The 18404-nt window shown below is 56.7% G+C and carries 19 protein-coding genes; 8 read left to right on the top strand and 11 right to left on the bottom strand.

Going from position 1 to position 18404, the window contains the following annotated elements; genetic code table 11:
* Nucleotides 1–174: 174 nt before the first annotated feature.
* Both G477_RS0114920 and G477_RS0114925 read right to left on the bottom strand, forming a co-directional pair.
* Nucleotides 175–2142, bottom strand: a complete 1968-nt coding sequence (locus tag G477_RS0114920; RefSeq protein WP_026698604.1) for a penicillin-binding transpeptidase domain-containing protein — start codon at nt 2140–2142, stop codon at nt 175–177.
* Between the two features lie 556 nt (nt 2143–2698).
* Nucleotides 2699–3211 (bottom strand): hypothetical protein, encoded by a 513-nt coding sequence (locus G477_RS0114925; protein ID WP_156897374.1) that lies wholly within the window; start codon nt 3209–3211, stop codon nt 2699–2701.
* A 254-nt stretch (nt 3212–3465) separates the two neighbouring features.
* Between G477_RS0114925 and G477_RS0114930 the strand changes: the two genes are divergently transcribed.
* Entirely contained in the window at nt 3466–4014 is a 549-nt protein-coding gene (locus tag G477_RS0114930) for a hypothetical protein (RefSeq protein ID WP_026698606.1), read from the top strand.
* A 40-nt stretch (nt 4015–4054) separates the two neighbouring features.
* Entirely contained in the window at nt 4055–4402 is a 348-nt protein-coding gene (locus G477_RS19820) for a nucleoside triphosphate pyrophosphohydrolase (RefSeq protein WP_051288085.1), read from the top strand.
* On the opposite strand, the gene G477_RS0114940 is transcribed toward G477_RS19820, so the two are convergent.
* The 3 genes from G477_RS0114940 to G477_RS0114950 form a co-directional block, all read right to left on the bottom strand.
* Nucleotides 4384–4950, bottom strand: a complete 567-nt coding sequence (locus tag G477_RS0114940) for a GNAT family N-acetyltransferase (RefSeq protein WP_026698607.1) — start codon at nt 4948–4950, stop codon at nt 4384–4386. The genes G477_RS19820 and G477_RS0114940 overlap by 19 nt on opposite strands.
* Nucleotides 4951–4998: 48 nt before the next feature.
* Nucleotides 4999–6432, bottom strand: coding sequence for an RQC-minor-2 family DNA-binding protein (locus tag G477_RS19825; protein ID WP_051288087.1), 1434 nt, complete (start codon nt 6430–6432; stop codon nt 4999–5001).
* Nucleotides 6433–6494: 62 nt separating this feature from the next.
* Nucleotides 6495–6809, bottom strand: coding sequence for a winged helix-turn-helix transcriptional regulator (locus tag G477_RS0114950; protein WP_026698608.1), 315 nt, complete (start codon nt 6807–6809; stop codon nt 6495–6497).
* A gap of 270 nt (nt 6810–7079) precedes the next feature.
* Between G477_RS0114950 and wrbA the strand changes: the two genes are divergently transcribed.
* On the top strand, nt 7080–7694 hold the full coding sequence (gene wrbA, locus G477_RS0114955; RefSeq protein WP_026698609.1) for an NAD(P)H:quinone oxidoreductase: 615 nt from the start codon (nt 7080–7082) through the stop codon (nt 7692–7694).
* A gap of 459 nt (nt 7695–8153) precedes the next feature.
* Here the strand turns inward: wrbA and G477_RS0114960 are convergent, their stop codons facing one another.
* Complete coding sequence (locus G477_RS0114960) at nt 8154–8657, bottom strand: OsmC family protein (protein ID WP_026698610.1); 504 nt, start codon at nt 8655–8657, stop codon at nt 8154–8156.
* A gap of 170 nt (nt 8658–8827) precedes the next feature.
* Here G477_RS0114960 and G477_RS0114965 point away from each other — a divergent pair, with 170 nt between their 5' ends.
* The 3 genes from G477_RS0114965 (at nt 8828) to G477_RS0114980 (ending at nt 11423) form a co-directional block, all read left to right on the top strand.
* Entirely contained in the window at nt 8828–9454 is a 627-nt protein-coding gene (locus tag G477_RS0114965; protein WP_026698611.1) for a TVP38/TMEM64 family protein, read from the top strand.
* On the top strand, nt 9426–9680 hold the full coding sequence (locus G477_RS0114970) for a glutaredoxin family protein (RefSeq protein ID WP_051288089.1): 255 nt from the start codon (nt 9426–9428) through the stop codon (nt 9678–9680). Before G477_RS0114965 ends, G477_RS0114970 begins: the two co-directional genes overlap by 29 nt.
* 597 nt (nt 9681–10277) lie before the next feature.
* A complete protein-coding gene (locus tag G477_RS0114980; protein ID WP_026698614.1) occupies nt 10278–11423 on the top strand; it encodes a baeRF3 domain-containing protein in 1146 nt (381 codons plus the stop codon).
* Nucleotides 11424–11503: 80 nt separating this feature from the next.
* Here G477_RS0114980 and G477_RS0114985 read toward each other — a convergent pair whose 3' ends face one another.
* Together G477_RS0114985 and G477_RS0114990 are read right to left on the bottom strand one after the other, a co-directional pair.
* The gene (locus G477_RS0114985; protein ID WP_026698615.1) at nt 11504–12229 is read right to left on the bottom strand and encodes a FadR/GntR family transcriptional regulator; all 726 of its coding nucleotides are present in this window, start codon (nt 12227–12229) and stop codon (nt 11504–11506) included.
* Nucleotides 12230–12615: 386 nt separating this feature from the next.
* A complete protein-coding gene (locus G477_RS0114990) occupies nt 12616–12957 on the bottom strand; it encodes a hypothetical protein (RefSeq protein ID WP_026698616.1) in 342 nt (113 codons plus the stop codon).
* Between the two features lie 187 nt (nt 12958–13144).
* On the opposite strand from G477_RS0114990, the gene G477_RS0114995 reads away from it, so the two are divergent.
* Nucleotides 13145–13840 (top strand): response regulator transcription factor, encoded by a 696-nt coding sequence (locus G477_RS0114995; RefSeq protein ID WP_026698617.1) that lies wholly within the window; start codon nt 13145–13147, stop codon nt 13838–13840.
* Entirely contained in the window at nt 13833–15170 is a 1338-nt protein-coding gene (locus tag G477_RS0115000; protein ID WP_026698618.1) for a sensor histidine kinase, read from the top strand. The genes G477_RS0114995 and G477_RS0115000 overlap by 8 nt, the downstream gene beginning before the upstream one ends.
* Before the next feature lie 375 nt (nt 15171–15545).
* Here the strand turns inward: G477_RS0115000 and G477_RS0115005 are convergent, their stop codons facing one another.
* The 3 genes from G477_RS0115005 to G477_RS0115015 are packed head-to-tail and all read right to left on the bottom strand — an operon-like array spanning nt 15546 to nt 18399.
* Nucleotides 15546–16253, bottom strand: coding sequence for a LutC/YkgG family protein (locus G477_RS0115005; protein ID WP_035212170.1), 708 nt, complete (start codon nt 16251–16253; stop codon nt 15546–15548).
* Entirely contained in the window at nt 16250–17665 is a 1416-nt protein-coding gene (locus tag G477_RS0115010) for a LutB/LldF family L-lactate oxidation iron-sulfur protein (protein ID WP_026698620.1), read from the bottom strand. Before G477_RS0115010 ends, G477_RS0115005 begins: the two co-directional genes overlap by 4 nt.
* A 2-nt stretch (nt 17666–17667) precedes the next feature.
* Nucleotides 17668–18399, bottom strand: a complete 732-nt coding sequence (locus G477_RS0115015) for a (Fe-S)-binding protein (protein WP_026698621.1) — start codon at nt 18397–18399, stop codon at nt 17668–17670.
* Nucleotides 18400–18404 lie beyond the last annotated feature (5 nt).

Below are 18404 nucleotides of genomic sequence, written 5' to 3' on the forward strand. Positions count from 1 at the left end.
ACGAGAACAAAGACCGTCCCCGCACAGGCGTGCAGAGACGGTCTTTTTCGCTTGGTCAAAAGGAGAAGACGCGGCATCGTTTGCTGCTCGGGAAGCATGAAGAACCCATGCTTCCCTCCAAGAACCTGCGATGCACGCCGTTCCGACAAAAAGGTGCTGCGTGCTTTTGGTCTCCTACAGGCCGCTCCAGATGGCATTCGCCACATCGACCGCCTCGCCGCTGTCGGCGTCCTGCAGCATGACGACGAGAACGTATTCCTCATCGAGGCTGGCGAACCAGCCGATCTGATCTCCATCCTCCACGGTCTGCTCCGATTTCAGTTCCGCCGTGCCGGTTTTGCCGATCACATCCCGGTCATGCCCCGGATCTTCCCGGTAGGCCGTCCCGTCCGGATCCTGCACGACCGAAGCGAGGGTGTCCCGGATAATGCCGAGCGTTTCTTCCTCCAGAGGCTGTGATGCTTCCGCCTCGTCGTCCATCAGCAGCACCGGTTCGGTCATAGCACCGTCTGTGAACGTCGTGTACAGCCCTGCCATGTGGACAGGAGAGCTGAGCACCTGCCCCTGCCCATAGCCGGTGTCGGCAAGCAGGATGTCTTCGTCGATCGTGTCATCGTTGGCGAGCTGCGCCTCCTGCAGCGGAAGCGGGTAGTCCCATGATTCCCCGAAGCCGAACGCTTCGGCACCATCGAGCATCGTGTCTGCCCCGAGGTCGAGCGCCTCCTGCGCGAAGTAAATGTTATCCGAGAGGGCCATCGCCGTATCGAGATCCACTTCTGTCACGCTGTCGTTCACGCGGGTGATTTCAAAGCCGCCCCAGCTCTCGTCCTGCTGCCACTGGTCTCCTTCAATCGTACGCGCCGCTTCCGGATCGAGCGTGCCTGCGTTGAGGCCGATCGCGGCGGTCACCGGTTTGAAAATCGAGCCCGGCGAATAGGCCTGGCGGAAGCGCTGTTCGAACAGCTGCTCCACGGTATCCAGCTCGTCGACGGTTGGATCCGGGAGCTCGAGGTAGCGCAGATTCGAGTCGAACGATGGTCCGCTCGTAAGCGCCAGCGTTTCACCGGTGTCGGCATCGAGGAGCACCGCAGCGCCGGACTCCCCTTCCAGAGCTCCCGCCGTCAGCTCCTGGTAGCTGCTGTCGATCGTGAGCGTGATGTCGTCGCCGTCCACCGGCTGCTCGGACTGAATCACTTCGCGCACCTCGTCGGAAGCATCGACAATCCGGACTTCAACGCCGCGCTCCCCGCGCAGTGTTTCCTCTTCAAAATATTCGATGCCGTATTTGCCGATATCGGCATCGCTCGGATAGTCGTCAACCTCTTCCAGCTCTTCGCCGGTAATCGGACCGATATGGCCGGCAAGGTGACCGGCGCTTCGTCCGAGCGGATACTGCCGCCCTTCTTCGGTGTTCAGGAGCACCCCGTCAATCTCGAGCAGCTCCTCGACCCGCGGGTCATCGTAGGCGACGAGCTGCACCGGCGCAGCCCAGTCCGGGTTGTCCGGATACTGGTTCGCCGCCTCATATACCGCATCGGCATCGAGCTCCATGACGTCCGCGAAGGCTTCTGTTGAAGCTTCCAAATCCTCCGCTGATTCCGGCACGAACGCTGCTTCGTACACCTCTCCATTCTGCGCGATCGGTTCATCATTCCGGTCCATGATTTCCCCTCGAACGGGTTCTTCATAAGCCACTCGGATCGAATCGTCTTCCGCCTGCATCCCCGGCAGCAGGTGGTCCGGCTGCCAGACCGCTTCCCAGTCGCCGGGACCGTCCTCGTCTTCTGTTCGTTCCAGCGGCACCGTCGTATCGTAGTTCAGTTCGCCGGCAAGTGTCTCGATGCTAACCGAGACGCTGTAGTCGATCTCCTGGATTTCCCCAAGGTCGATGTCGTCCTCTTCCTCAAAATCGCGTGCGTCGAAATCGAGCGACCCCACCTCCGCCTGCAGGTCCCCGTAAATGAGCTCGTACCGTTCGGCCAGATCGGCATCCACGCCGTCCATTGCCTCGTAGCTTCCGTCCTGCCAGGCTAAGAGATAGGGAACCAAAGCTTCTTCCTCCGGATTCGGCGGGTCTTCGCCAAAGCAGCCGGCAAGCAGCACGGAAACCCCGACGGCGCCGGCTATGTATCCCTTTTTCATGATAAACTCCCCCTTATGTTCTCTATTTCCAGTATACAGGGAATCATTCCGGAGAGAAAGCTGGCAGGATGCCCGGGCCTTTCGATGATGGAAAGAAAGCACCTCAGCAACGCACTCGAAGGCAAGAGTTGGGATGGTTCCGTTGGGAGGCCTGTAGCCGCAGCGCCGTTTTCAGGAATGCTGCGTCCGAGCGCGGTCTCCGAGTGACCGCTCCGGCCGCGTGAGTGACCGCCCGGCACCGGAACGGCCGCTGTGCGCATCGCAGCGTCTGCGGACGAAGCTGGTGCGACCGAGAGCAGCAGATGAGTGACCGCTCCGACGCTGCGAACGTCCGAGCTGCGTCCAGAACACGGACACAGAAGTTCCACTTCTCTTGGTCCGATCAAAAAAACTGCCCGGCATCGGCCGGGCAGGTTGGATAATAAGTATCCAAAAGGGGTGATTGCGGGAAGAAAAAGCTTTTCTTCCCTTGCAGAGTTTGCGACGCGCACCTTTTCGACCAAATGCGGCTCTCGATCCTTCCGCAGCTCCAGTATCTGAAAAAACGTTCGTACTCCTAGTGCGCACTGCCGAGGACGTCTTCCATGATGGCGGCACCCTCTTCTTCGGTGGCCGCGGGGACGACCGTTTCCACAGTTTCGCCGTCGTCTCTTGTATGCTGAAGAACAGCCGTGGAATAGTCCTCATCGACAACGATCGTAAACGGTGTGACGGCACCGCCATCGCGGACGACAGCGTGCATCCGCTGCTGATGAAATTCTCCCCGGATCCCCTGCCCGCTGGTCATCGATTCGCCTTCTTCATACAGTTCTACGTCCAGATGCGCCGGCGTTACCCAGACACTGCGAACATCCGTGCCGCCCCGGAAAAACGACGTCAGTGCCTCCCATCGCAGCGACACGTGTTCCGGCGTGTACGTGCCGTTGATAATAATCGAGTCGATCGTGGACACCGAACTGCCGAATTGAACGGCCGGTCCTTCCATATAGACTTCTTCTGTAGGGTTATTGAAGATTAAAAAAATTGTAAAGCCAATAATAATAACTATGGTTATTGTCAGTTTTAGCATTTCTAATCACCTTTTAATAATGTAATGTAAATACTTAGATTCCGTTGATGGTACGCAAAAATCCATAAATTAGATTTGTTGAATTATGCAAACTCAATATATTAGCTTGGTGAAAATGAAGATCTAGTGCTCATTTAAAGCCATAGAAGTAATTTTAGTATATGGTGTATCGATTTAGTATAATTGTACTTTTTATTTCAAATGATTTATTTAAGTTCTATCACTAATTAACAACCTATTTTAGGAGGAATTCTATGAGAGAGAATTATATTTCTAATTCTGCAAGTCTTTTTGGCTTATTTATATTTTTGTTAACAATCTGGCTTACACCAAACATTTTTGGAAGTGCACACTCAGGTGATCTTACATTTTTTGTTTACTTATCATCTTTTATAATAGTAGGAATGTTTTTTAAAATATTCCATGCTTTCTGTTATGAGAATGATAGAATTAAATCGTGCATATGGATATGGATTTTAATAGGTTTTGTAACAAGCGTTAATTTATTTTGGATTCATACTGCAACTGAACGTTATCATGATGAATACATTAGTTACTCAGTTTTAGTTGATAGATTTGAGGAGGAACATGATAGAGCTGATTTTGACGAGAGCGACTTAAGATATATTAATAATTTAGAAAGTAAGATGATTTATTTTCAAAACCAGTACCGTCAAAATAAACAAATAGATTCAAACCAATCAAGTTTTGTCATAAGACACTTTCTGAGACTATCTGTTATTTTAGTAAGTATACTAGGAGTTATAGTTGGTTTACAGAAAAGAAAAAAGAGTGATAGATAAGTATATATTTGTGAAACTTACTAGGTTAGGGGGTCAGAACATGACAAAGTACCATAAACTCGTGCGGGATTTAATCCCGGAAGTGGTAGCAGAAGAAGGACAGATCGCCCGCGCCCGATTCGCCCGGCCCGAGGAGCTCCGCGGCCTGCTTTTTGCGAAGCTGCGAGAAGAAATCGACGAGCTGGAGGAAGAGCCGAGTGTCGAGGAGCTGGCAGATGTGTACGAAGTACTGGAAGCGCTCCGGGAGCATCACGACTACTCCGATGAGGACGTGGCCAAAGCGCGGGAGAAGAAAAAAGTCGAACGAGGCGGATTCCGTCAGGGCGTGATTCTCGAATCCGTCCGCGACGAAGAAGACAGCGCTGATGATCAGGAGGACAAGTCCTGATGCTGCTGCCACTCTGACTTCAACAGGCCATAGACGGCATGGTCGGCAAAATGATCGTACAGCCACTCGGCCTGACGCAGCGTGCCTTCCCGGACGAAACCAAATCGTTCCGGGAGGGCACGACTTTTTTCGTTGGCAACCGCCGCTCGGATTTCAATGCGGTGAAAGCAGAACTCGTCGAACCCGTAATGGAGGAGCGCGTCCAGCGCCTTCGTCATGATGCCGCGGCCGTGAAACCCGCTGCCGAGCCAGTAGCCGGCATTGGCTGTATGGTTCCTGCGGTCAATGGAATGGAAGCCGGCAGTACCGGCGAGCTGGCCGTCCACGAGCACGGCAAACGAGGTGATCAGTCCGCCCTGGTCCACCGTCGCCTGCAGCGTCCGCTGGATGAATGCCCGGCTGTCTTTTTCTGTCTCCATGGCATCCACCCAGGTGAGCCAGGGGCGCAGCGTCGGTTTCGAGGCGAGGAGGAGGGCGGACAGGTCCCACGCATCGTCTTTACGGAACATGCGCATGGTCACCCCGTCTCCAAGATCAGCTGGGTACATAAAAAAACCTCCTTTTTGGCAACTATAGCACAAAAAGGAGGTTGACTATTACTCTTCCTGCAGGCCGTGCACGTCAATAACGGCTTTGACAGCACGGTGGATGTGTTTTTCCGGCCAGTCGGCGAGCAGCCCGAAAATAGGGGCTTCGTGCAGGTGGAACCGGCGCAGCTTGTTCGTCGGGCGGCCATAGAGCATGCGGACGAGCATGTGGAATGTCACCGGCTGCTCCGTCGTAAGCAGGTACGCTTCAATCCGCTCCTGATCGGCGCGCAGCAGCTCCCAGCCGGCCCGCTGAAAGACGACGTCGTCCGGCCTTGGTGCCGCCGCATCCAGTGCTGCTTTCAACGCGGTCTCCGCATCGGACAGCAACCGGGAAACGTCTTCGTCCAGCCAGTCGGCATCTGCGTGCCGGAGCAGCGCGATATCCGGGAGATCCACTGCTGCGAGCGAATGCAGCTCCGGCTCCACGTCCGTTTCCGGCAGGACGGCTGCCTCGAGCAGACGCGCGGTGTGCAGGACCGGGAAGGAGGGAGCGTGTTCTCCGAGGTCGTCCTGCATCTGCAGCAGCCGGCGGATCCGGTCGGTTTCCTGCGCGAGCCGCCGCTCGATCTGCTGGAGCCCCTGCAGCTGCCGGATCACTTTCGGTGTGCGGACGGCCATCTCGTTAAACTGCCGCTCGATTGTCGCAATCCGCTTTACAGCCCGCGGCATCAGCACTTCTTCCGGCAGGAAAAGGTGGTCTTCATCGGGATCATACTGCACGTAGAACCCGCAGTCGGCGCACGTGCAGCGGAGCATGCGGCCGTCGATCGTCAGCTGCTTGTCGTGCCGGCACATGTCCCAGCGCCAGTCCGGCGGGATCATCCGGTACGGACGCAGCACGATCTCGACTCGGTGCCGCCAGTAGGCAACATCCTCCGGCTCCTTCAGTACGGAAAGCAGCGAGGACCGGTTGAGGGTCTCGACCGCCTGTACGACGTGCTGCTTTTCCCGGGCGAGCCGGGTGAACGGATGATCGTCAAAGGCGCGGCGGATCTGCTGCAGCCAGTGTTCCCGCGGCTCGGCATGAATGCGCGCAGCAGAAACATACTGCGCAGTGACGTCTTCTATATGGCGCTGCAGCTGGCTCTTCGACAGCTGCGCATACGGCTTCGCATAAAAGTGGAGCGGATCATACGACAGATAGCCCTGCGGCGCTTCTTCCCATAAGAAGGCTTCCGGGCGCATCAAGGTCGGGAACAGTTCATCCGCGCCGTCGACCGGTACCGGGAGCAGCACATCCGGAAGGCCGGTCAGCTGTATCCAGGCTTCCTGTTCGTCAGGCGAAAGAGCAGCAAGCGCGCTCTCCGCTGCTGTATCCAGTCTGGACAGAGCGGCTCGCTTTTCTTTATTCGTCTGATTGGCTGCTTCCTGTTTATGCCCGATCTGCAGCAGGGTCAGTGAGGGGTGCAAAGGGGCTTCTTCATTCGCTGTCAGACTCATCATAACCACCTCCAGGTTCTTTCATTTTACCCGGTAAAGGCGTGTGCCGAAAAGAAGAAAGCTCAGCAGCTGCTGGAGGTCATCCAGCGCTCGGACCACGTCTCCAGCGCTCGCATGACCGGCTCGAGCTCTTCTCCCTGATCGGTCAGTTCATAAATGATGCGGACAGGCGTCTCCGGGTAGACGGTCCGGTCGACGAGGCCGTTCTCCTCGAGCTCCTTCAGCCGGGACGACAGAAGCCGTCCGCTGATCCCGAGGGCGGATTCGATCGTACAGAACCGCTGGGGTCCCTGGAGAAGCTGGTAAATAATCAGGCCGGTCCAGCGCCGGCCGAGCATAGACATTGCTGATTCAAACCGCGGACACACTTCTTTCATCGCTGCCACTCCTCTTCTCTATCATGGTAACGATAGTGTAGCATATAACTAACTTTTTTAATATTAATTACTTTTTGTAACTAAAAGCATTGACAAGAGCTGCTTACTGTTATACGATTACTTACGAAAAGTAACTTAGTGATCTGTTTTCCTTTCGGAAGGAAAGCAGCAGCTGGTTAGCAATCACCCGCAGCAGAAACGCTGCAGAAGGAGCGTTGCACGATGGGACTGCTGGACAATTTATTTCCAAACAAAAAGGAGAGATCGAGCATGGCACAAGTAAAAGTAGCGGTTGTGTATTACAGTTCTACAGGTACGAACCACAAGATGGCAGTATGGGCGAAAGAAGCAGCGGAACAAGCTGGAGCCGAAGTGAAGCTGGTCCGCGCGGCGGAACTCGCACCGGATGCAGCGATTGACTCCAACCCGGCGTGGAGAGCGCACCTGGAAGAAACAAAAGACATCCCGACAGCGACACCGGACGACCTGGACTGGGCGGATGCGTTTATCTTCAGTACACCGACACGTTTCGGTAACCTGCCGGGTCAAATGAAGCAGTTCCTCGACACAACAGGCGGACTCTGGGGACAGGGCAAGCTCGTCAACAAAGTCGTGACTGGCATGTCTTCCGCAGCGAACCCGCACGGCGGTCAAGAAGCAACCATCCAGGCATTGTATACATCCATGATGCACTGGGGCGCGATCATCGCAGCACCAGGCTACTCTGATCCAGTCACGTTTGCAGCAGGCGGTAACCCGTACGGCACAAGCGTCACTGTAGACCAAGAAGGCAACATGGTCGAAGACGTACAGGACGCAGTCAAGCACCAGGCAAAGCGTACTGTCGATGTAGCCAGCTGGGTGAAAAACGGCCAGCAGGGTTAATCGTATAGAAACACGACACGCCTCAGCAGCATGCTGAGGCGTTTTTTATGGAGCCGGAACCAGTCGAAGGAGAGACAATAGAACCTTCAGCCCGACATTCCCTCGTTTCCGCGGCTGGCGGAGCAGCCGGGGACCGGAAGGGCTTGGGTGATTGGTGGTTGGGTTTCTGAAGGAGACGTCGACGGGCTCAGTCAATGCGCCGCCGCGTGACGCTGAGTGACCGAGCGCGGCTCCTGAGTTTCCGCAGCGCTCCTTGGAGTGACCGCCCAGCGCCGAAATCGCCGCTGATTCTCGCTGAGTGACCGCCGGCGGGCTCGTTACGTCTGCTCCTCCGCGCGCTGCGTCCGCCCTTACGCTCTGAACGTCCGAGCTGCGTCCAAAACATGGACCGGGAACTCCCCTCCTTCTTTCTCCGATCAAAAAAACCTGCCCGGCATCGGCCGGACAGGTTCGTTTGATTTACGTCTGAATCGTCGTATCAACAGCGACAGGGTTTTCAATCGTCTGCTTGACGACGCAGTAGCGTTCGGTGAGCTTTTTCAGCACAGCAACCTGCTCTTCGTCTGCGTCCGTGTCGAGGTCGAAGGTGAGGTTGATGGATTTGAAGCCGACCGGCGCTTCTTTGGAGACGCCGAGAGTACCTCGGAAGTCGAGTTCGCCATCGGCTTTTACAGTCCCGCTGCGGATCGTGATCTCCATGTTGGTTGCGACCGCCTGCAGGGTCACACCGGCGCAGGCAACGAGGGCTTCGAGCAGCATGTCGCCGGAGCACGCCTGCGTGCCGGGTCCGCCAGTGGCCGGGTGGAGGCCGGCTTCGACGAGGGCTTTACCTGTCTGTACGCTGCAGGAAACGCCTTCGCCTACCTGGCCTTCCGCAGAGAGCGTTACCACAGCGGCTTCGGCATCTTCTTTATACTGATCTTTCAGTGGGGCCTGCATATTAACGAGGGTTTCTTTATCCATTCTTTTCGTCCTCCTTCATGATGGTGAGTCTACCTCTCCAGTGTACCAATGTTCAGAATAGAAGGAAATCCATTCCGATCGCTTTTGTTGGAATCAGGCGGAAGTTTTTTTCGCTGGAAAAAGGGAATAAATTAGAGACGATGACAAGACAGCGGAGGAGGGGAGAGGCAGTGCTCGAGATCATATTTGAATTTCTGCGGGAGCTGGGCTGGATCGGCCTGGTGATCGGCGTCAGCGTGGAAGGGCTGTCTGTCCCCTTCCCGGCGGCGATCGTGTTCCTCGTTTATGGGTACGTCATGAATCCGGCCGGGCTGGATTTTCTCTGGCTGAGCCTGCTCGGTGCAGGAGCCTATACAGTGGTGTCCTATATTCCGTACGTCATTGCGGTACGCTGGCAGCATGTCGTGCAGCGGCGGATGACGTCCGTCCGGGTGAAGAAGATGATTCGTTTCATGGAGCGCAACCGTAACGCAACGATCGCGATTGGCCGGACCCTCGGGATGGGCTACATCGTCTACGTTGCAGCCGTCTGCCGCATCGGACCTGTCCGCTACGGCATCTTCACGTTTCTCGGCGTGTTTGTCGTCGGTCCGCCGATGCTCTATCTCGGCAGCCTCGGCAACGTCGGCGAAGTGTATGCGGTGTTCCAGCAGCTGCAGTATGTGATTGCAGCCTTCCTTCTGCTCGGTGTCGGCGCCTATCTCTATTTCTGGATCCGCAAAAAACGACGGCTCGCCCGTCATCAGCAGAGAGGAGGAGATCAACATCATGAGTCTGCTCGTGTACACAACGAATGACTGTGTCGAATGCGACTTCGTCAAAAAAGCACTCGATGCCAATGATATGGCCTACGAGGTGCGCAACGTCCGTGAACATCCGGCGTATCAGCAGGAAGTGGAACAGCTCGGGTTTCTCGGTGTGCCGGTGACGGTATACAAAGAAGAAGCCGTCAAAGGCATGGTACCGGAGCTGGAGAAACTGATCGCAAAGGCGAAAGCGGAAGCAACAGAAACCGAAGCATAGCCGGTCCAGCTTCCGGCCGAAAGGATACAGACGAAAAGCCGTGGAGGAAGAGCCCGAATGTACGTCCTGCGTACATGACCGGCCTGTCTCCAAGGCTTTTTGGTAATATGAATAGATGCGTTTTCATCGAGGGAGACGGCGCCGCGCCCTGCCAGGGAAGACCCCCTTTCTTCCTTCAACAAGCCTGCGGCACACGCCGCTCCGACCAAAAGGCGCTCCGCGCTTTGGTGCATGTGATGTCTGCCGAGGAAAGGCGGCAGCCAGTTTTTGGCTTTTCGCGGAAAGCGTCTTTTCACATCAAACAGGAGAACCGAGCCATCGGGCGCTTCGATGGTGGCTCGTTTCAAGCAAAAAGATCAAGAAATGTCCCGCTTTCAAGCGTCCGCTCGTAGTATAATAGAAGAAAGCTCTCGCCTGCTGCCGCGGGCGGCGCTTTTACTCGAGAAGAAGAACGTATGCGTTCTCATGCAGGGAGACAACGGTTTTGTCCACTGCACGCCGTTTCGCCCAAAAACCAGCCGCCCCTGCAGAAACGGACGATCTTTCTCAGCCATGCCGTCAGTCCCCCTGGTTACCATGAATGGAGGCGGATGCAGGATGTATGAAATGGCAGAACGATTCCCTCATTCCATTTTTGACGAAAAGGCAGGCCCGTTTGTCTCGCTGTACCAGCCGACGCAGAAAGCAGGACCCGAAAAGCAGCAGAACGTGATTATTTTCCGCAAGCTTGTGAAAGAAGCCGCGCAGGTGCTGGAGCATCAGTTTCCGGAGGTGGACAGGGAGAAGCTGCTGGAGCCGGTCTATGCTCTGGAACAGGACCGTGCCTTTTGGCGGTCGGTAGACGAGGGGCTTGCCGTGTTTGCTGCGGAGAACCGCTGTGTCGTGTATCGACTGTCGCGGCCGGTGCGGGAGACGGTCGTGACGGAACATCGACCGTATATCAGTCCTTTGATCCGCGTGTTTCAGTCGGCCGACTATTATCAGCTGCTTGGACTCAATATGCATACGTTCAGCCTATTTGAAGGAAATCGCTACGGGTTCCGCGAAGTGGCTATTCCTGCTGAAGTGGAGCGGACGAAGGAAGAGGTGCTCGGCGAACGATCAACCGAATCCCATATTGATAAAGGTTCGGTGAGCGGCAGTGGAGGAAGCAGGGGCGCTTATTTCGGCAAAGGGGATAAACAAGACGAGATCGATAAAGACACGGAGAAGTTTTTTCGGTTTGTCGATCGCTATGTCACCGAGCAGCATTCGAAAAAGACGCAGCTGCCGCTGATTCTGGCAGCGGTCAAAGAGCATCACGGGCATTTCCGGAAAATCAGCAGCAACCCGTATTTGATGGAGGCAGGGGTTAAATGTGCCTTCGATGCACTGGATGCACAGGAGATGACGACACGGGTCTGGGAGATCATCGAACCGTTGTATCTGGAAAAAACGAAGACGCTCGTGGGTACGTTCGAGCGGGCGAGAGCCAACGGCGGCGGCTCTGCTCATCTGGAAGAGATTGCGATCGCTGCAGTGGAAAATCGGCTGGTTCATCTGATGATTGAAGATGACCGGGTCGTTCCGGGAACAGTCGATGCTGCGACCGGCGAAGTGCTCGGAAGCAGCGGCGAGGCAGACGGCAGGAAAGATATTCTCGGCGACTTGGCGGAGCTTGCGTTCAAGCGGAGCGTGCCGCTCGTCGTCCTCCCGAAAGAGCGCATGCCGGTAGACACTGGAGCAGCGGCTGTCTTCCGCTGAGAGGAACTCGACGCCCCCGTGAAAGAAATACAGCTGCAACGGCACGAGGACGGCTCCCGAAACAGGGCCGTCCTCGTTTGTTACGTGTTTTTTTCCTGGTCCAGTCCGCGCAGGAGCACGGCTTCGACGTTTTCGAGATGCGTCAGCATGGCTCTGCGGGAAGCGGTGCCGTCCTGGGCGGCAATCGCCTCGTATACCGCTTCGTGTTCGTCGACGAGTTTCTGCATTGTGCGCTTTTCGGTATAAAGCCAGATACGCCGGGCTTCATACATGCTCGAGCGGAGTGTCTCCGCGAGCTGTTCCATGACGCGCAGCACCGTATGGTTGCCGGATGCAGTGGCTACAGCCAGATGAAAGGCGACGTCGGCCGCTTCCCCGACGTCATCGCCTGATTCCGCATGGCGCATCTGTGACAACGCCTCGCGCATCGCAGCGAGGTCCTTATCAGAGCGGCGCATCGCAGCGTATTCTGCTGTGCCGCCTTCCAGCATGCGCCGCAGCTCAAACAGCTCGAGCATCTCTTTGCGGGAGAGCAGCCGGTCGGCGCGCAGGGAATCGAGCAGCTCGTGCATGTCCATATTGTTGATGTACGTGCCTTCCCCCTGCTTGATGGTGACTACGCCGACAGCACGGAGGGCACTGAGCGCCTCGCGCACAGCAGAGCGGCTCACCCGCAGCTGCTCTGCCAGCTGCACGACAGAAGCCAATTTATCTCCCGGCTGCAGTTCGCCGCTGCGGATCATCTCTTCAATCTGCTCCCGGACAATTTCGGCTATCTTTTTGGACTGGACTTGTTTAAAACTCATCGTCGGTTCTCCTTTTTGTGCATACTATCCAAAACATACCACTACGAAAGAAGTACCGCAAATAAGAGCGACCTGAAGAAGCTGCAGGTTCCGGCTTCATAACAAGTCCGGATTATACCAGAATCATGCAGCACAATAAGAGCCACTGCCTTTCCCATGTGACCGGAGATGAGGCCTTTTCGCTGCTCTGTTTATGATAATAGAATAATATTGCTTTTCTTTCTTAAAATAGCCCATGAAAAAACGCCGGAGGCAGGAATAATGGGCCTTCGGCGTTTTGGTGGTAAGAGAAGTAGAAAGTATTCTACTCTTACAGTATTTATGTTGCTTAATAACCGGACGACGGCTCCAACGAAGCACGTCGTCCGGTATCGCTTCTGAAAGCTTTAGTCCCGGTTCTGACAGCCGCCGGAACCGTGCATGCCGGCACCGGGATGGCTGTCCATCTGCTCATGGTACTCGTCCATGGACCCATGGTACTCTTCCATTTCCTCATGATGCTCCTGCATCTCTTCCTCGTTCATCGGATGCCCGCCGTCCATCATGCCTCGGTCACCGTTCATCATGCCGCCAGGGCCGCCGTTCATCATGCTTCCGTCGCCGCCCATCCAGTCCTGCATCCAGCCGTGCTCCTGAAACGGCAGGCTGTCATTCTGCGCCGCCGCAGTCCCCGCCGCCGCGAGTCCGATCAGCAGTATCGCCGCAATCAGGATAAGTCCCTTTCTCATGTTCAACGCCTCCTTTGTGTACAGAGGAGGAAGGCCTCTCCCTCCTGCTCTATCTTCATCCTATCAACAACCTGTGTAGATCTGATGAAGATACCCGCATCACGTATGAAGATCTGATGAAGAAGCATCAAATCAGCAGGCCGGATGCTATAATAGCACTACGACATTAACCGCAGGAGGATGCCACATGCACGTCATGATTATCGAAGATGAAACGTCGATCATCGACGTCCTCGAAGCCTATTTGAAACGCGAAGGACACACCGTCACGAGCGAAACGAACGGCCGGCGCGGACTCGAGCGCTTTCATGAGGAGCAGCCCGATTTCCTCATCCTCGACCTCATGCTCCCGGACCTCTCCGGCGAAGCCATCTGCACCGACATCCGCCGCACCAGCACCACCCCCATCCTCATGCTGAGCGCCAAAGCCGCCGAAGCCGAACGCATCCAGGGCATGATGCTCGGCGCCGATGACTACGTCGTCAAACCATTCAGCCCAAGGGAAATCATGGTGCGCATGGACGCGGTCATGCGGCGCGTGAAGCCTCCTTCGGAACGAGAGGAAGTCTGGTCTTTCCAACAAGGAGAGCTTGTGATCAAGCCGAAGGAACGCCTTGTCTATAAGAGGGGCGGGCAGTTGCACCTGACCCCGATCGAATACCGGCTTCTGGAAGCGATGGCGGCGCATCCCGGCTGGGTATACGAACGGGCGGACCTCTTGGAGAAAGTCCAGCAGGACGGGTTTTACGAAGGATACGAACGCAGCATCGATGTGCATATCAAAAACCTCCGCCGAAAAATCGAAGAGGAACCGTCGGAGCCGAAATGGATTCAGACCGTATTCGGCATGGGCTATAAGTTCCAGGGTGAGCGGGATGCTTAATACGCTGCAGAAGCGCTACTTTTTTTTCATGCTGCTGGCCGTTGGAGGCAGCCTGCTGCTGATGAGTGTTCTGGTGCTTTGGAGTGTGGACCGGAACTTCGGCGCCTATTTGTCGGACCAGCAGGAACAGCAGGTCGAAGAGACAGCGGCTTCGATTGAAAGGGCGTACGAAGAAACGGGCAGCCTCTCAGCCGTCCCGCCGATGCTTTCCGGCAGCGGCCACGAACATGTCATGGTCACCGTCTACGATGAAGACGAGGAACCGATCTCGGGGCCCGGGGCCGGCATGCATGGGATGATGGCCGGGGACGAGGAGGCGGAGGAGCTCACGTATGAACTGACGTCGGACGGGGAAGTCATCGGCTACCTCGGCGTGCAGTTCCCTGGAGGCTACGGAAGTGACGAGCGGGCCTTTCTGACGGAGCTGGTCTTGCAGATGCTGCTCGTCTTTGTCCTGCTGACGCTTGCGGCGGCCGTCGTCAGCTATGCAGCAGCCAACCGGCTGACCGCCGGACTCCGGGATATCGGCCGGCGCGTTTCCGGTTTGAAAGAAACAACGGCTTTAACAGAGACACCGGCTTACAACGTACAGGAACTCGATGAACTGGCTGCTGGGGTGCGTGCTCTTTCGGATCATCTACAGCGGGAAGAAGAGCGCCGGCGCCGCTTCATCGGGGATGTCACGCACGAGCTGCGGACGCCGCTGGCCGCACTGCGCAGTCAGGTGGAAGCTTTTCAAGACGGAGTGATGGAGCCGACGGAACCCCGGCTGGCAGCGACGCACGCCGAACTGATGCGGCTCGTCCGGCTCGTCCAGGAGATGGAGCGGCTGTTTGAAGCGGAAGGCTCGCCGGCGTTGCAGCTGGAGCGGATCCAGGCGGACGTCCTGCTCGCCGAAACAGCGGCGTCGCAGGAACCGATGTTTCAGCAGAAGCAGCTCGTCCTGCACACCGAGCTGGAGCCAGTCACGCTGGAGGCCGAATCGGACCGGCTTCGGCAGATCGTGCTGAACCTGCTCCATAACGCATGGAAGTTTACGCCGGAGGGAAAGCAGGTAATGCTGCGGCTGTTCGAAGAAGAAGGGGAGGCCGTCATTCAGGTGGAAGATGAAGGGCCCGGCCTGGAAGCAGGGGGGCAGGAGCTGGTGTTTGATCGTTTTTATCAGGCCGATCCCGCCCGCACCGGAAGCCGGGAAGGCCTCGGACTCGGACTCTCGATTGCTGCAGCCTTCACCAAAGCCCACGGCGGAACCCTGCAGGCAGAAAATCGTCCGGACGGCGGCGCCAGGTTCATACTGCGGCTGCCTGCAGCAGAAACAGATGCTTCATGAGAAACGCCGACGGCCGGAAAAGAGGGCCGTCGGCGTTTCCTTTATCCGGATGGGAGAGTAGAGCATCATTTCTCGATCAGTCCAGCAGCGCCAAGCAAAAAGCTGGTCGACTGCCACTCTGAAGCATGTCGCCCGGCCCCTGAAACCTCGACGCCCCGACGGAAAAGCATGTCGCCCCGGGCAAAAAGCGTGCCACAGAGGGCCAAGTGCGCCACAGGAGGCTAGAGGTACGTCGAGGTACGGGACGAAGCCCACCGCCCCGCAGGAAAACCTCGCCAAACGAATCCAGTGATGCTCCTCCCCAGCAAAAAGCGCCGGAACGAAACGTCCCGGCGCTGCTGCTATCGATGAATGACGTGTCGGCGTAACCTTGTGCTACGCATCTTCGATAATAATATAATGCGCCCGCACCGGCCCATGCACCCCGACGAGCAGCCGCATTTCGATGTCGGCCGAGTTACTCGGACCGGAAATGAAGTTGATGCAGGACGGGACGATGCCGTCTTCCTGCTGCCGCTCGTGGATGATAGAGGCGGCCTGCGTCATCCGCGGCACAATCGTCGAGCGTGGAATGAGCGCAATGTGCCCTTCCGGCAGGAGACTCACCGCCCGGCCTTTGCCGGGGCCGCTGAACAACACGAGCGTCCCGGATTCCGCCAGCGTCACGTCCGAAAAGGTGAGGCCGATTTTCGCGTCAGCCGCCTGGGCGACGGCGAGGTCTGGATCGTTTTCATCCCAGCGGTGCGTATCCGGCCGCGATGCAAGTCTGTCGGCGAGACCGAAGTGCTCCATTCGCGGGTCATCCCAGTAGACGACCGGAGCCGTGCCGTAGTCGGCGAAAGCCCGTTCCACGACGTCCGCGAGCTCCGCTTTCGTCGTCGTTTCCACCGTCGTATGAATCACGTCGCAGTGCTCGATCAGTTTTTCCTGCAGCTGGGCCTGGTTCAGCCCGGCGTAGACTGCGTCCTGCGGCCGGTTCTGCCACTCAGGAACCTCGACGCCGGACGTGATTGGCTCTTCACGGCCGAAACGGTCGGCAATGTTCTGCAGAAATTTCTCTTTTCCTTGAATCGATCCCGTCATGACGATTCTCCTTTCCTGCGGTTTTTAAACCAGGAACGGAAGTTGTCTCCGCGCTGGGCAGGCAGCGTACGCAGGCTTGTCCACCGCTTCATGGGACCTGGGCCGACCCCTTCCTTTTTGCTGACGCCGCCAATGACCGGCGAGGCCGACTTGGCTCCCATCTGAAAGAGGGAAGGGTGACTCGCCGCATAGCCGAATCCTTTCATCGCCCATTTTTCTCCGGTATCTCCGCCGCCGTATTCTTCGACGATGTCCCGGCGGTGTTCAATGAGCAGTTCATGAAGCGGAATTTTCACCGGACAGGCATCCGTACACGCCGCGCAGAGCGAGGAGGCGTAAGGGAGCTCTTTATGCTCGTCATAGCCTTCCAGTAATGGTGTGAGCACTGCGCCAATCGGTCCTGGATAGATTGAGCCGTACGAATGTCCGCCGATATGCCGGTACACCGGGCATACGTTGATGCAGGCGGCGCAGCGGATGCACTGCAGGGCGCTCTGGTACTTCGTGCCGAGAATCTTCGAGCGGCCGTTGTCGACGATGACGATGTGGAAGTTTTCCGGTGCGTGGCTGCCTTCGCCGCCGTCCGGCGACAGGCCGGTAATGTAGCTCGTGAGTTTCTGACCGACAGCGCTGCGGCACAGCATCGTCACGAGCACGTCGAGTTCTTCCCACGTCGGCACGATGCGCTCCATGCCCATGACGCTGATCTGTGTTTTCGGCAGCGAGGTCACCATGCGGGCGTTCCCTTCGTTCGTGACTAGGGAGACGGCACCTGATTCTGCAACGGCAAAGTTACAGCCGGTAATCCCGACCTCCGCTTCGAGAAAATCCTGGCGCAGCTGTTCCCGGGCGAAGCGGCCGAGCGCTTCCGGATCGGAGGACTCGGTGTAGCCGCGTTTTTCTTCAAACGTGTCGCGGATCTGTTCTTTGTTTTTATGCAGAGCCGGCACGACGATGTGCGACGGCGGATCGTGGTCATCGAGCTGCAGGATCCATTCACCGAGATCCGACTCCACGACGCTGCAGCCGACTTCCTCGAGCGCTTCGTTCATGCCGATCTCTTCCGTGACCATCGACTTCGCTTTGACGACTTTTTGTGCATGTTCTTTCTTCACGACGGATTGGATATATTCATTTGCTTCTTCCTTCGTCTCCGCAAAAAAGACGTGGCCGCCCTGGGCTGCGACGTTTTCGGCGAACTGGTTCAAATAAAAGTCGAGATGCTCCAGCGTGTGCTGGCGGATCTCTTCGGAATGGTCGCGCCACGCTTCCCAGTCAAGTTCGGAGGTCGATGTCGTTTTCCGCCCCTCTAGCCGGTCCTGTGCGCCGGAGACGGCCGATCGCATGAAGTGATTGTCGATGCCGCGTTCTACCCGTTCAAAAAACGGATCGTTGTTAATCTGGATACCCATCGTTACCCTGCTCCTTCCGTCTGGTTGAGGACTTCCGCAATATGCAGGACCTTCACCTCTTTGCCGCGCCGTTCGATCCGGCCGCCGATGTTCATGAGGCAGCCGAGGTCAGCGCCGATCAAGTATTCTGCGCCGGTTTCTTCAACATAATCTACTTTGTCATCGACCATCTGCTCGGAGATCGGCATCATTTTCACCGCAAACGTCCCGCCGAACCCACAGCATTGCTCCTTGTAGGGGAGCTCATGAAAGTCGAGTCCTTTCACGTGCTGAAGCAGCTTCATCGGTGCTTCGGTCACGCCGAGCAGCCGAGTCATATGGCACGACGTATGGTACGTCGCCGATCCGGGCAGAGAAGCGCCTACATCCTCGACGCCGAGCACGTCCACAATGAACTGCGTCAGCTCATACGTTTTTGCAGCAAGCCGCTCCGCACGAAGCTGCCATTCCGGATCGTCCCGCAGCAGGTGCGGATATTCCCGGAACATCACCGCGCACGAACCGGAAGGCGTCACGACATACGGGGCGTCTTCAAAGGTCCGGATCATGTGGCGTGCCGCCTTTTTCGCATCTTCGTGGTAGCCGCTGTTGAACGCCGGCTGCCCGCAGCACGTCTGGGCCGTCGGAAAATCGACCTCACAGCCGAGGCGCTCGAGCACTTCAACGGTAGAACGCCCAACAGACGCGGGGTAGACCGCGTCTCCAAGGCAGGTTAAAAACAGGGCAACGTTCATGATGT

This window comes from Alkalicoccus chagannorensis DSM 18086 (assembly GCF_000429725.1).
In the GTDB taxonomy this organism is placed as follows: Bacteria; Bacillota; Bacilli; order Bacillales; family Salisediminibacteriaceae; genus Alkalicoccus; species Alkalicoccus chagannorensis.

Coding starts and splice junctions, on each gene's coding strand:
- G477_RS0114920 (WP_026698604.1), bottom strand. CDS start 2,142: ATGAAAAAGGGATACATAGCCGGCGCCGTCGGGGTTTCCGTGCTGCTT.
- G477_RS0114925 (WP_156897374.1), bottom strand. CDS start 3,211: ATGCTAAAACTGACAATAACCATAGTTATTATTATTGGCTTTACAATT.
- G477_RS0114930 (WP_026698606.1), top strand. CDS start 3,466: ATGAGAGAGAATTATATTTCTAATTCTGCAAGTCTTTTTGGCTTATTT.
- G477_RS19820 (WP_051288085.1), top strand. CDS start 4,055: ATGACAAAGTACCATAAACTCGTGCGGGATTTAATCCCGGAAGTGGTA.
- G477_RS0114940 (WP_026698607.1), bottom strand. CDS start 4,950: ATGTACCCAGCTGATCTTGGAGACGGGGTGACCATGCGCATGTTCCGT.
- G477_RS19825 (WP_051288087.1), bottom strand. CDS start 6,432: ATGAGTCTGACAGCGAATGAAGAAGCCCCTTTGCACCCCTCACTGACC.
- G477_RS0114950 (WP_026698608.1), bottom strand. CDS start 6,809: ATGAAAGAAGTGTGTCCGCGGTTTGAATCAGCAATGTCTATGCTCGGC.
- wrbA (WP_026698609.1), top strand. CDS start 7,080: ATGGCACAAGTAAAAGTAGCGGTTGTGTATTACAGTTCTACAGGTACG.
- G477_RS0114960 (WP_026698610.1), bottom strand. CDS start 8,657: ATGGATAAAGAAACCCTCGTTAATATGCAGGCCCCACTGAAAGATCAG.
- G477_RS0114970 (WP_051288089.1), top strand. CDS start 9,426: ATGAGTCTGCTCGTGTACACAACGAATGACTGTGTCGAATGCGACTTC.
- G477_RS0114980 (WP_026698614.1), top strand. CDS start 10,278: ATGTATGAAATGGCAGAACGATTCCCTCATTCCATTTTTGACGAAAAG.
- G477_RS0114985 (WP_026698615.1), bottom strand. CDS start 12,229: ATGAGTTTTAAACAAGTCCAGTCCAAAAAGATAGCCGAAATTGTCCGG.
- G477_RS0114990 (WP_026698616.1), bottom strand. CDS start 12,957: ATGAGAAAGGGACTTATCCTGATTGCGGCGATACTGCTGATCGGACTC.
- G477_RS0114995 (WP_026698617.1), top strand. CDS start 13,145: ATGCACGTCATGATTATCGAAGATGAAACGTCGATCATCGACGTCCTC.
- G477_RS0115000 (WP_026698618.1), top strand. CDS start 13,833: ATGCTTAATACGCTGCAGAAGCGCTACTTTTTTTTCATGCTGCTGGCC.
- G477_RS0115005 (WP_035212170.1), bottom strand. CDS start 16,253: ATGACGGGATCGATTCAAGGAAAAGAGAAATTTCTGCAGAACATTGCC.
- G477_RS0115010 (WP_026698620.1), bottom strand. CDS start 17,665: ATGGGTATCCAGATTAACAACGATCCGTTTTTTGAACGGGTAGAACGC.
- G477_RS0115015 (WP_026698621.1), bottom strand. CDS start 18,399: ATGAACGTTGCCCTGTTTTTAACCTGCCTTGGAGACGCGGTCTACCCC.